A 12005-nucleotide genomic window follows, 5' to 3' on the forward strand; every position below is an offset into this window, starting at 1 on the left:
CTACCTCCATGTCTGGGCGGAGTGCTCGTCACTGATGCGGGACATCAGGTCGAGCGCGGATTTCGAGTACCTGCCGCGCCGTACCGCGACGCCGACGAGCAGGGCGTCGAACACGGCCAGATGGGTCGACCGGCTGGTCAGCGCCTCCAGTTGCAGGCCCTGGTCCGGGCCGCCCGCCACCAGTGCGAAGTCGGAGACCTCCACCAGGGGAGACGCCGCGAAACTGGTGATCGAGATGAGCGCCGCGCCGGCCCTGGCCGCCTCCCGCGCCGTCGTGATCGTCTCCATGGTCCGCCCCGTGTGGCTGATCAGCAATGCCACGTCGCCGCTGGACAGCCGGGTCGCGGCGAGGTGCTGCTCGATCGCGCCCTGCGGTGCGATCGCCCAGTACCCGAGGGCGGACAGGCGGTAGGCGGCGTCCTGCGCGGGACTGGCCGACGCGCCGTTGCCGACGACGAGGATCCGCGAGGCGAACACCGTCTTCTCGATCGCGCCCTCAAGGGCCAGGGCATCGACCGTCTCCACGGCGTCGCGCAGCGTCTGGGCAGTGGCGAAGAGGATGCGGCGGACCAGTTGGGCCGCGCTCGTCTCTACGCCGATGCCCGCCGAGTGCACCACCTGCTCGTCGCGCAGGGCGATGTCCTTGGCGAGAGCCAGCTTGAGGTCCTGGAAGCCGGTGAAGCCGGCGCTCTGACACGCTCGCACCACCGTTGACGTCGCCGTCCCGATCTCGGTCGCGATCTCGGCGAGCGAGGAGTCGACGACCTGGTCAGGTCGTGCCAGAACGTACCCGAGGACCCGCGCCTCTGAGCTGTTCAGCGTATTGCCGCAGGACTTGACCCGGGAGTAGACCTGACCGGACCCGAGGGCCCTCGGGCCGGTGCCGTCCGCCGGCTTCTGGTCTATCGCCATGGCACGACCACCACCCCGTCGTCGTCGGCCCACAGGTGCGAGCCGGGAATGAACGTCACGCCACCGAACCGTACGGGCCGGCCGGCGACGCCCGCACCGGTCTTGGCCGGCTGACGGGGGTGTGATCCCAGGGCCATGATCCCGAAAGGCATACCGGCGAGCCAGCGCACATAGCGGACGGGGCCGTTGACGATGATCCCCGACCAGCCGTGTTCGAGCGCGAGCTCGACGTGGGTGGGCCCGCTGATCGCGCACCGCGTGGTGGCGTGGGCGTCGATCACCAGCACCCGGCCCTCTCCCGCGCCTTCCAGTACCCGCCGGACGAGGGCGTTGTCGTCATCGACCTCGACCGTCTCAACCGTCCCGCCGAACTCGCGGACCGCCCCGAAATGGGTCATCTGAACACTCAATACCTGGACATCACGTATCCGTGCGTCGGCGAGATCGCCCGTCTTGGACGGCCCCGGAGACCCTGTCCCGCCACGGCCGTCCTGCGTGCCCGTCCAGTCGCTCGCGCTCATTCAGAATCCGACTCCCGGCCAGTACCGCCCGTTCAACCGCTTGAGATCACGATGCCGCTCGCCGAGGATCGCCTTCCGCCCGTGCAGCACCCTCCGGTTGTCGAGGAAGAGGACCTCGCCGGGTACCAGGCGATGGACCGACCACCAGCGTTCGTCGTGGATCTCCGAGGAGAGCCGCTCGAAAGCCGCCACATGCGCGTCGCTGGGCCGGTTCATCTCCCGCATCCCGGCGCGGACGGCCTCGTCGCGGAACCTCAGTGCGTGCCGGCGGGTGCCGTCGCGCTCCTCCACCGTGAGCAGGGGCGCGGTGATCGCGAAGTCCCGCTTCGGCACGTTGAAGATCGGGAACTCCGGCTCTTGGAGCAGGTCGTAGCTTCGCGGATCCGAGGCCGCGAGCCACTGGGCGATCGGCTCGATCCGCACCAGCACGGATTCGCCTCCGGTCTCCGCGTCGTTGGCGACGCAGGCCAGTACCAGATAGTGAGGAGGCTCCCCGCGCGCGGACTGGTCAGTGTGCGGCATCAACGCGGTGCGCCGCTGACTGTGCGGACGCTGTCGCGGATCAGTCGCGTCGGACGGCGTCACATGATCGATGTAGCGAACCGGCCGCTCCGTCGCCGCGACCAGCCCGCCGACGAATTGGCACATCAGCGCCAGCAGGACGTCCGAGTCCGTCGGCACCCCCTGGAGCAGCGCCAGCCCGTCATCGGACAACGCCTTGGACACCGAAGCGAGCGCCCCGACGGCATCCGGGCACACCTCGCGCAGGACGTCCCCGGTGTCGTCGCGGCTCATCGCGGCCACACCGGCGACGGAGTGGCCGTTCTCGACCGCCTGCGCAGCGGCTCGAAGCCCTTCGGGCGCACGCACCACCGTCAACCCATCTGCGCTCATCACCGTCCCCTTCGGACGAGAAATCCCGAAACTTCCTATCGTTCGAGACGTTAGATCCGGCGCAGAGGCGGGTCAAGCGGGGTATACCATTCTTCTCTTGTCATCCATTACCTGGACACTTCCGGGCAATCCCGGTGACGCGGCGGCGATGCGACCACACCTGCACCCGCATCGGCGATCCTTCATTCTCCTGATCTTCGGATCATTCATCCGAGCCCCGCCAGGACCAGAAGAAGCCGACCCCCAAGACGGGAGTCGCGCCGCCGCGTTGGTGCCGCTGCCGGGGGGCGGAGTCGGGGGCGCTGGGGCGTCGGGCCCGGCCGGCGGCGGGATGTGCGGGGGCAGCCGGGCTCGTAGCAGATCGGCGTACAGCCGGATCGGGAGAGGTGGACCGGTTCCGGGGTGGGGGGGCGAGGTGATGTCGTGGCCACCCGGCTCGTTTTGGAGGGCGCCAGGGCGAGGGGAGGCTCTCACGTCGTGTGAATGCGCACCGCCTGAAGGTTGGCCAGCTCGTACACCCCCCACTTGCCCAGCTCGCGCCCATGGCCGCTGGCCTTGACACCGCCGGTGGGAAGGCGCGGATCGGTCGCGGAGATCGTGTTGATGAAGACGGCCCCGGTATGGATTCGCGTGCTCACGGAGGCGGCGTGATCGTCGTCGGCGCTCCACAGGCTGCTGCTCAGCCCGTAGCGTGAAGAGTTGGCGATGGCGATCAGCTCGTCGTCGTGCGCGCCCGTCGTGAGCACGCCGAGCGGCCCGAACGTCTCCTCGGAGAGGAGAACGGAGTCGCGCCCGTCCACCTCGACGACCGTCGGCGAGAACCACGCGCCGCGGGAACTTTCGGGCGCTTCGGCCTGGGCGATCACCCGGGCTCCGGCCGCCAGGGCCTGGGCGCGTTGCTCACGTAGCACGTCGCGCAGGTCATGGCGCGCGAGCGGCCCGACGTCAACGGTCTCGTCCGCCGGGTTGCCGACGCTCAGCTCGCGAACGTACGGGACCAATGCCGCCACGAACGCGTCACGCACGTCACGGTGGACGAGGATCCGCTTTGCCGCGATGCAGCTCTGCCCGTTGTTGAGGAACCGGGATCGCACCGCGGCGGCGGCCGCGGCGGGGACGTCCGCGTCGGCCAGGACGATGAACGGGTCAGATCCACCGAGCTCCAGCACGCACTTCTTGAGCGCGGCGCCGGCGCGCGCGGCAACAAGGGCGCCCACACGATCGCTGCCGGTGAAGGTGACGGCGGCGACGCGGCCGTCACCGATGATGTCCGACGCCGTGGCCGGGTCGACGACGACGGTCTGCAGGACGCCGGGGCCGAACGCGTCCAGGAACGCCTTCTCGATCGCCATCGCGTTTCCCGTGACGGACTCCGCGTGCTTGAGCACGACGGTGTTACCGGCCGCGATCGCAGGCAGCATCGCGCGGATCACCTGCCACCACGGGTAGTTCCATGGGAGGAGCGCGAACACCACTCCGAGCGGCATGACCCGGACGATCGCGGTGTCGCCGTCTAGGTCGAAGGTCTCCGGCCGCAGAATCTCGGGAAGCCGCTCGGAATAGTAGCGGCAGGCGGCGACGCACTTGTCGATCTCGGCTCGCGCCTGCGTGATCGGCTTGCCCATCTCAAGGGTGATGAGCGTCGCGAGCGGCTCCCGCCGCTCCGTGAGGAGGTCGCCGAGCCGTTCGATCGAGGTGACGCGTTCCTCCAGGCCGGACCGTTCCCAGGGCGAGGCCGCGGCGACGTCGAGCACCCGGTCGATGCCCTGGGGAGTCGTGTACGGGTAGAAGTCCAGCTCGTCGCCCGATGCCGGGTCGACGGTGACGATACCGGCGTCCGCGCGTGTCATACCGCGTTCCCCGCCTCACGCAGCCAGAGAGCGAACCGGCCCGTGATCGCGACCGGGTCGATCAGCAGCTTCTCGATACCCTCGGCGTTCCCCGGCTCGATACGGGCGTGCAGGAACGCCGGTTCCCGCACGGCGAGCAGTTCGTTGAAGGCGGCGCTCAGCCCGCTGGTGGTGTCGGCCGAGCGCGTGACCCAGCCCGCGGCCGCCGCCAGTTTCTCCAGGTCGACTCTCGATGAGTAGGTCGGCAGGGCCCCGGTCGACGCGTACACCCCGTTGTCGAGGAGGACGAGGAGCAGGTTGCCGGGCGCGAGGTAGCCGCCGGTCGGCAGGACGTTCGGGTTCATGAGCAGCGAACCGTCCCCTTCGACGCAGACGACCTTCGGCACGGACGGGCCCACGCTGAGCGCCAGCCCGGTCGCCACCGATCCCGCCAGGCCCATCGCGTCGAGGAGGTAGAGGTGGTTGTCGCTGTCCTTCACCGACGCCAGCTCCCGGCTCGTCGCCGCGCAGGTCACGACGACGGGATGCCGGCTCGTCAGGCTCGCCAGTACTTCGAGTGCTTCGATGCGCTTCATCAGGCGACCTTCCCGTCGGTGTTCCAGAACGACCCGAGGACCATCACGGGCCGATACGTCATGACCGAGTGCACCCCGGCCTCCTGCACGGCGTCCCGCCAGTCCTCGGGGCCGCTCCTGCGATCCAGCTCGATGACGGGGAGTCCGGCGGCGCGCAGGATGGCCGGCACGGGCTGGCTGATGGAGTGGATCATCGAGTTGTACTCGCCGAGGCCGCCGCGGGTGTTGGCGAAGACGAGCAGCGGCAGGTGGTAGGCGAGCGTGAACGTCGTGAGCGCCGTGAGCGCGTTGCCGAAGCCGTTGTCCTGCATGACCACGGCGCCGAGCTCGCCGGTGAACGCCACCGCTCCCATCACGCCGATCGCCTCTTCCTCCCGCGAGAGCGGCGTGACGCGCGGCGAGACGCCGTTCGCCCCGTCATCCGACGCGACCAGGGAATTGATGATCGGCGCCACTGTCACGGACGGGATGTACCCGACACGTGCCGTGCCGGCCGCCCAGATGCCGTCGGCGACGGCTTTCGCGTATGTCATGGGTGTGATTCCTCCAAGTCGGGAAGGGCGAGGGCTTCGGCGAGAAGGGCGGGATCGATGTTGCCGCCGGACACGACCGCGACGGCTCGCCCGAACCCGCCGGGCTCCGAGAGGTAGGCGCCGACACCGAGGGCACCGCTCGGCTCGACGACGAGACGGGAACGACGGGCGAGCACCCCGACCGCGGTCAGGATCTCGCGCTCGCTCACCGTGACGATCTCATCGACGGTCGCCTGGATGAGCGGGAACGTCAGCTCACCGACCACTGGTGTCCGCGTCCCGTCGGCGATCGTGCGCGAGGTGTCCTCCGCGTTCCACGCGATCCGGCGGCCGGCCGCGAGGGAGTCACGCGCGTCGGCGGCCAGTTCCGATTCCACGCCGATGACCCGCGTACCTGGTGACACCTGCTTGACCGCCACGCCGACCCCGGAGATCAGCCCGCCCCCGCCGATCGGCACCAGTACCGTGTCGATTTCGTCGAGCTCTTCGAGGAACTCCAGGGCGAGCGTCCCCTGCCCGGCGATCACGTCGGCATGGTCGAACGGCGGGATCATCGCCATCCCGCGGTCGGCCCGCACCTCCTCGGCGACCAGCTCGCGGCGGGCGCCGGGGGCGAAGATCACGTCGGCGCCGAGCTCCCTGGTCGCGTTCACCTTGACCTCCGCCGCGCCCTCCGGCATGACGATGACCGCGGGAACCCCGGCCGCTCGCGCGGCCCAGGCGACGGCCTGGCCGTGGTTCCCGCTCGAATGCGTGACCACCCCGCGCGCCCGCGCCTCCGGGCGGAGCCGCCGTACCGCGTTGAGCGCGCCGCGGATCTTGAACGCGCCGATCGGCTGGAGGCTCTCGGCCTTCAGATAGAGCTCGCCTCGAGCCCAGGGCGCTGCGAGCAGCGGTGTCCGGACGACATCGCCGGCGATCCGGGCCTGCGCGTCGACGATGTCATGAGTCGTGACCGTCATGGCTTCGGGCCCCGTACGGCGATCGCGTCGAGCTCGACGCGGGCCCCGTAGGGCAGTTCCGCGACGGCGATGCACGTGCGTGCGGGCAGCGGTTCCGGCAGCAACTGCTGGTACGCCTGGTCCATGGCGTTCCGGTCGGACATGGATGCCAGGTAGACCGTGATCTTCGCGACGTCGTTGAGGCCGAGGCCCGCCGAGGCGAGCCGGGCTCGCAGGTTCGCGACGGCCTGCCGGGTCTCCTTGGCGACGCCGCCGCCGACGAGCGCCCCGTTGGCCAGGCCCAGTTGCCCGGAGATGAAAACGAGCTCTCCGGAGGCTTCGCGAACCGGGCTGTACGGGTGCTGCGCCTGTGCGGGGCTGGAGGGGGCCGAGTCGATCATCATTTTCCTTACAGCGTCAGAGGTGGCCGAGAGAGGTGGTCTCCGTGGCGGCGACGGCTTGGCCGCGCACCTTGCGGACCAGGAACGCCGCCGGGATCGCGGCCAGCACGAACACGGCGCCGACGGTGACGATGTAGGCGTAGATGCCGGTCACCGAGTTCACCGTCTCGCCGTCGACGACGATGGCCGTCTGGCCGAGGATCGCGGATCCGACGAAGTTCATCGTCACCGCGCCGATGGCGACCATGAACATGACCATGCTGGAGACCGTGGCCTGCCGCGCCTTCGGGGCGAGGATCGAGGCCAGGTTGAACGCGGAGGTCATGAGGTTGCCGGCCGTCATGCTCAGCAGGAACGAGGCCGGTACGGCGACGGCGAGGTTGCTCGGGCCGCCGCCGAAGAGCATCAGCGCGGTGCCGGCCGTACCGGTCAGGACGCCCACCGCCAGGCACCGCGCGGGGCCGATGCGGGTGGCGAGGACCCCGGCGCCGATACCGCCGAGCACGATGCCGATGGACGGGATGCCGAACATCAGCCCGAGCGCGAGAGGGCTGGCGAGACCGTACCCCAGCCCCTGCTCGGGCGAGACCTCCAGGAGCATGCTGATCAGCTGAAGCTTGCTCTGATAGGCGCCCGTGCCCATGACGACCACGAGCAGCATGACCCCGAACACGAGGGAGATGCCACGAACGTTGATGATGGGCTCCGGCCTGCGGCTGAGCACCAGGGACCAGAACAGCAGGGCGGCGACACCCGCCGCGAGCACCAGCAGCGACACCCCGCCCAGCCAGCCGAAGACCTGGCCGAGGCTGATGTAGCCGAGCACGCCCGCGACACCGAGGGCGAGGACGAGCGCGCCCGTGACATCGACCTTGCCGGGCGTCCGGCTCCCCCCGTCGGGTACGAGCAGGCGGACCAGCAGCGCGGCGACGACCGCGAACGAGGTGGAGATCACGAAGACGGACTGCCAGCCGAAGGCCTCGATCGCCGGCGCCACGACGAACGGCGTCACGATGCCGAACGCGGCCGACCCGGCCGTCACGATTCCCGTGACCACCATGGAGAATTTCGGCGCGCAGATGTCGCGGACGATGGCGACCGAGAGGAACAGCGCCGCCACGACGGCGCCCTGCAGGAGGCGTCCCAGCACGAACACGCCGAGGTTCGGCGCGGTCAGGCACACGAGCCCGCCGAGCGCCGCGACGAGCAGTGCGATCACGAGCACCTTGCGCTTACCGTAGATGTCCGCGCTCTTGCCCAGCAGCGGCGACCAAAGGGCGCCGGCGAACATCGCGCTCGAGCCGATCCAGGCGAACTGATCGGTGCCGAAGGCCCGCGCCAGCTCGGGGAGCACGTACGTCGGCGCCCCGATCGCGCTGTCGAGCATGACGTTGACGAGGACGAGGATCGCGACATAGCCGATGACCCGGGGTGTCCATCCGTCGTGGAGCACGACCGCCGGCCTGCTGGTCGTGGTGGGGGGGCTGAGATCGGTCATGAGTGCTGTCTCTCTGTGCTGGGCGCGTCGCCGGTGGAACGGTCGAGACGGGTGGTGCGCACGACGCCCTGCTGGGCGACGAGGGTGATGCGAGTGGGATCGCCGAGCGAGCGGATGTCGGCGAGCGGGTCCGCGGCGCACAGCACGATATCGGCGAGGTGACCCGGCCGCAGGACGCCCAGCCGGTCGTCGACGCCGAGCAGGCGGGCGCTGTTGGAGGTCGCCGCGCGGATGGCGTCCATCGGCGACATGCCCAGCTCGACCAGGTACGACAGCTCGTAGAGGTTCTGCCCGTGCGGCGTGATGCCGGCGTCCGTCCCGACCGCGATGTTCACCTTCCGCGCGATGGCGCCGGCGAGGTTCTCCTTGGCGCGCTCATTCCAGCGCAGCTTCTTCTGGTAGCGCCACGGCGCCGTCTTCTTCGGGTCCATCCGCTGGAAGACCGCCGACAGGGTCGGTACGAGGAACGCGTCCCGCTCCCCGAGGAGGTCGCAGCCTTCGTCGTCGATGCCGAAGCCGTGCTCGACCGAGCGGACGCCGCCACGGATCGCGGCGAGGATGCCGGCTCGTCCCTGCGCGTGTGCGGCGACCGGGCGTCCGCCATGCCGCTGCGCCTCGTCCACGACCGCCGCGATCTCCTCGTCCAGCAGGTCCTGGTCATCGGGATCGTCATGGGCGCTGCTGATCCCGCCGCTCGTGCAGATCTTGATCACGTCGGCGCCGGCGCGCAGCATCCGCCGCGCGGCCTTGCGGACGCCCGGTACGTCATCGGCGAGTTCGCAGTAGTCCAGGCCGAGACTCTTTCCGCTGGGCAGGGTGCCGTCGGCGTGCCCGCCGGTGTGGCTGATCACGCCGACCGACGTTTGTACGCGAGGCCCCGTGACCAGTCCGGCGGCGACGGCGTCGCGGAACCCGGCGGGCAGGCCGCCCAGGTCCCGGACGGACGTGATTCCGGACGCGAGTGTCCGGCTCATGCGTTCGGCGGTCTGGAGGAGGCCCATGACGGGGTCCGTCAGGAGGGCTGCTTCCACGAGCGACCGGTCGGAGGGGACCCCGAGGTGGGTGTGGCAGTCGAACAGCCCAGGAAGCAACGTTCCGCCTCGGCCGTCGATCGTCCTGACGTCCGCGTGCCCCGCGGGCGCCCGCGCCGCCGGTCCCGCGTAGGCGATCCGGCCGTCGGCGTCGCACTCCAGCACGGCATCGTCCACCACTTCAGGGCTGACGCCGTCGATGAGCCGCACGTTGTGGACCCGCAGCGCGGCCCCGTTGTTGAGTCCCACTCGCCGACCTGTTCTCGCTCGCTCTACCATGACGAGCGACACGGTAGAGTGATTCTGCAATTCGGCCGCGAATCGCAGGAAATCTTCATCAGAGCCCAGGTTTCTGCAGGAAATGTCAACCACATCTTTTGACGAGCTGGATGTCGCCATCGTCGACGCCATGCGCTCGGCCCCGCGCGAGAGCTGGCGCAGGCTCGGGGAGGTGCTCGGGGTCGACCCGGTGACCGTGAGCCGCCGCTGGGCGCGCATGGAGTCCGAGGGCGTCGCCTGGGTCGCCGCCCATTTCTCGGGAAGCGCGACCCCGGCATGCGCGCTGGTGGAGATCGACTGCGCGCCGGGGCGGATCACCGAGGTGGCGCGCACCCTCGCCGAACACCCGCAGGCGGCCACCGTCAAGGTGACCAGCGGCGGCAGGGACGTGCTCGTGCTGGCGCAGGCGCCCCACCTCGCCTCGCTCTCGGGCTACCTCCTCGGCCTGGTGGGCCAGGTGCCGGGAATCGCGAAGGTCCGCAGCCATGTGATCACCCGATCGGCCCTCGAAGCCAGCCGCTGGCGGGAGGGCGCGCTCGATCCCGAGCAGCGGCGTCGCCTCGGTTCCCATCCGCGGCTGCAGCCCGGCGAGGCCGACGGCATCGAGCAGACCGACCTACGCATCGTCCGCGCGCTGCACGCCGACGGGCGGATGTCGTTCGAACGGCTCGCCGAGCAGGTGGGCCTCAGCCCGGTGTCCGTGCGCCGCCGGCTGTCGCGCCTGCAGGGGGCCGGGCTCATCACCTTCCGCTGCGACGCCTCCCGGCATCTTTCCGGCCGGTCGGTTTCCGCGGTGTACTTCGGCTCGCTGGACATCCAGGACTTGGGCGCCGCGGAGGAACGCATTCGCTCGCTTCCAGGGGTTCGGTCCGCCACGTTCGTCGCCGGGCCCTTCAACATGATCGTCGACGCGTCGCTGCGAACGACGGCCGAGGTGCACGACCTCGAATGGCACATGGGCCAGGAACTGCCGGCGCTGCGCATGCAGGACCGCTCGGTCGTGCTGAGCATGACCAAGCTGCTGGGACGCATCCTGGACGCCGAGGGGCGATCCGTCCGCGCCGTGCCGCTCATCTCCGAGGAGAACGGGTAGGGTCGAAATCCACACTCACTGGTGTACTTTTGCGGAGTCCGTCGAGTGACGACGGCCCCGCTTGGAGGTTAGTGACATGGCATTCGATCCGGCCGAGCATTGGGAGGGCTACCTCGCCCCGCCCGCGTTCGAGGAGTACTCGGCCAGGTATGCGGACTTCTTCCGGATGAGGCGCGAGGACGGCATCATCGAGGTTCGCCTGCACACGAACGACGGCCCGTACGCCCACACGGCGGCCGCGCACAACGCGTGGACGCGCGTGTGGCAGGAGATCGGCAACGACCCCGAGAACCACGTGCTGATCATCACGGGCACCGGTGACAGGTGGATGACGGGCAACCCGAAGGGACTCAACCCCAAGCCCGCCTCCGACCTGGACCCGGACCACATCTACCAGCGCATGGCCGACGGCTGGAAGCTCATCGAGAGCTTCGTCAACAACATCGACATCCCGACGATCGCCGCCGTCAACGGCCCTGGGGTGCACACCGAGTTCGCGATGATGAGCGATGTCACGTTCGCGGCACCGGACGCCGACTTCATGGACCCGCACTTCTGGCTCGGCTCGCCGCCGGGAGACGGCCAGGGCCTGGCGCTTCAGACGCTGATAGGCCCCAAGCGCGCGGCGTACCACATCTACGCGGCCAAGCCGATCCCCGCGGACAAGGCTCTCGAATGGGGCATCGTCAGTGACGTGCTGCCCCGCGAGCAGCTCCTCGACCGGGCGTGGGAACTGGCCCGGTTCATCATGAAACGGCCACGTTACACCAGGTGGGCGACGCACAACATCCTCTCGCGGCATTGGAAGAAGCTGGTGGCCGAGGACTTCGGTTTCCACATGGCGCACCAGATGCTCGCCAACGTGGCCAGTAAGTCCCTGGTGCCCGACCCGGAGCTGCTGGCCGACTCCGACGCCCGCAAGCTGTTCTGAACTGAGGGTTCGGCGGGCCATCCGGATTCGTGTCGTCGAGCCCGGTCAGCCCCGGCGAGTTTCGCGGTCAGCGGTCAGCGGCAGGCGCGTAGAAACGCGTCCACTCCGTCGGCGATGATCGCGACGCTCTGTGCCTCGTTCACCGTGCCCGACGGGTCATCCTTGGCCGCGAGCTTCGCGAAGCGCTCCTCCCGCATGCGCTCCGGACGCTCGCGCACGGCCTCAGGCAGCCGGGGCGCCGGGCCGTCCCAGGGAGGCCGCCGGCGGAAGGTCGCGTAGCCCGACGACGGGAACGCCTCGGTCGCCACCCGCGACGCGAACGCCGTCAGCGCATCGCGCGGTTGCGCCCTTCCGCGGGCTCCTCCTCAATCGCCCTCCGTACGCTCCCAGGGGCGCTCCACCGCTCCGCGGTCGCCTGCTTCGGCGAGCGCGGCACGGCGGAACTCGTCTTCCTGATCGCCCGGTACGCCGCGATCTCCATGGTCCTCAACACCTACGACGCCCCACTGCCACCGGATGCGGAGTAATGCCCCGATGCACACGGAA

At 69.7% G+C, this 12005-nt stretch carries 14 protein-coding genes; 3 read left to right on the forward strand and 11 right to left on the reverse strand.

The window, feature by feature from the left end; translation table 11 throughout:
• From DP939_RS06125 to DP939_RS06170, 10 genes are all read right to left on the reverse strand, one after another.
• Complete coding sequence (locus tag DP939_RS06125) at positions 1 to 912, reverse strand: MurR/RpiR family transcriptional regulator (RefSeq protein WP_113979618.1); 912 nt, start codon at positions 910 to 912, stop codon at positions 1 to 3.
• Entirely contained in the window at positions 903 to 1433 is a 531-nt protein-coding gene (gene rraA / locus DP939_RS06130) for a ribonuclease E activity regulator RraA (RefSeq protein WP_113979619.1), read from the reverse strand. Before rraA ends, DP939_RS06125 begins: the two co-directional genes overlap by 10 nt.
• On the reverse strand, positions 1434 to 2327 hold the full coding sequence (locus tag DP939_RS06135) for a TauD/TfdA family dioxygenase (RefSeq protein WP_113979620.1): 894 nt from the start codon (positions 2325 to 2327) through the stop codon (positions 1434 to 1436). It abuts the gene before it with no gap.
• Between the two features lie 470 nt (positions 2328 to 2797).
• Positions 2798 to 4177 carry an aldehyde dehydrogenase family protein gene (locus DP939_RS06140; RefSeq protein ID WP_113979621.1) on the reverse strand — a complete coding sequence of 460 codons (1380 nt, stop codon included), beginning with the start codon at positions 4175 to 4177 and terminating at the stop codon, positions 2798 to 2800.
• Complete coding sequence (locus DP939_RS06145) at positions 4174 to 4752, reverse strand: thiamine pyrophosphate-dependent enzyme (RefSeq protein ID WP_113979622.1); 579 nt, start codon at positions 4750 to 4752, stop codon at positions 4174 to 4176. The genes DP939_RS06140 and DP939_RS06145 overlap by 4 nt, the downstream gene beginning before the upstream one ends.
• Entirely contained in the window at positions 4752 to 5285 is a 534-nt protein-coding gene (locus DP939_RS06150; RefSeq protein WP_199564984.1) for a hypothetical protein, read from the reverse strand. The genes DP939_RS06145 and DP939_RS06150 overlap by 1 nt, the downstream gene beginning before the upstream one ends.
• On the reverse strand, positions 5282 to 6247 hold the full coding sequence (locus tag DP939_RS06155; protein WP_113979624.1) for a threonine ammonia-lyase: 966 nt from the start codon (positions 6245 to 6247) through the stop codon (positions 5282 to 5284). Before DP939_RS06155 ends, DP939_RS06150 begins: the two co-directional genes overlap by 4 nt.
• Complete coding sequence (locus DP939_RS06160) at positions 6244 to 6630, reverse strand: RidA family protein (protein ID WP_113979625.1); 387 nt, start codon at positions 6628 to 6630, stop codon at positions 6244 to 6246. Before DP939_RS06160 ends, DP939_RS06155 begins: the two co-directional genes overlap by 4 nt.
• A 13-nt stretch (positions 6631 to 6643) precedes the next feature.
• Positions 6644 to 8125 carry an MFS transporter gene (locus DP939_RS06165; protein ID WP_199564985.1) on the reverse strand — a complete coding sequence of 494 codons (1482 nt, stop codon included), beginning with the start codon at positions 8123 to 8125 and terminating at the stop codon, positions 6644 to 6646.
• Positions 8122 to 9405 carry a metal-dependent hydrolase family protein gene (locus DP939_RS06170; protein ID WP_225878079.1) on the reverse strand — a complete coding sequence of 428 codons (1284 nt, stop codon included), beginning with the start codon at positions 9403 to 9405 and terminating at the stop codon, positions 8122 to 8124. The genes DP939_RS06165 and DP939_RS06170 overlap by 4 nt, the downstream gene beginning before the upstream one ends.
• A gap of 112 nt (positions 9406 to 9517) precedes the next feature.
• On the opposite strand from DP939_RS06170, the gene DP939_RS06175 reads away from it, so the two are divergent.
• Positions 9518 to 10528 carry an Lrp/AsnC family transcriptional regulator gene (locus tag DP939_RS06175; RefSeq protein ID WP_113979626.1) on the forward strand — a complete coding sequence of 337 codons (1011 nt, stop codon included), beginning with the start codon at positions 9518 to 9520 and terminating at the stop codon, positions 10526 to 10528.
• 76 nt (positions 10529 to 10604) lie between these two features.
• On the forward strand, positions 10605 to 11459 hold the full coding sequence (locus DP939_RS06180) for an enoyl-CoA hydratase/isomerase family protein (protein WP_113979627.1): 855 nt from the start codon (positions 10605 to 10607) through the stop codon (positions 11457 to 11459).
• Positions 11460 to 11533: 74 nt separating this feature from the next.
• On the opposite strand, the gene DP939_RS06185 is transcribed toward DP939_RS06180, so the two are convergent.
• On the reverse strand, positions 11534 to 11767 hold the full coding sequence (locus DP939_RS06185; protein WP_113979628.1) for a hypothetical protein: 234 nt from the start codon (positions 11765 to 11767) through the stop codon (positions 11534 to 11536).
• Positions 11768 to 11800: 33 nt separating this feature from the next.
• On the opposite strand from DP939_RS06185, the gene DP939_RS06190 reads away from it, so the two are divergent.
• Positions 11801 to 11986: a hypothetical protein gene (locus DP939_RS06190; protein ID WP_113979629.1), complete on the forward strand. Its 186-nt coding sequence runs from the start codon at positions 11801 to 11803 to the stop codon at positions 11984 to 11986.
• Positions 11987 to 12005 lie beyond the last annotated feature (19 nt).

The sequence above is a fragment of the Spongiactinospora rosea genome (genome assembly GCF_003315795.1).
Lineage (GTDB): Bacteria > Actinomycetota > Actinomycetes > Streptosporangiales > Streptosporangiaceae > Spongiactinospora > Spongiactinospora rosea.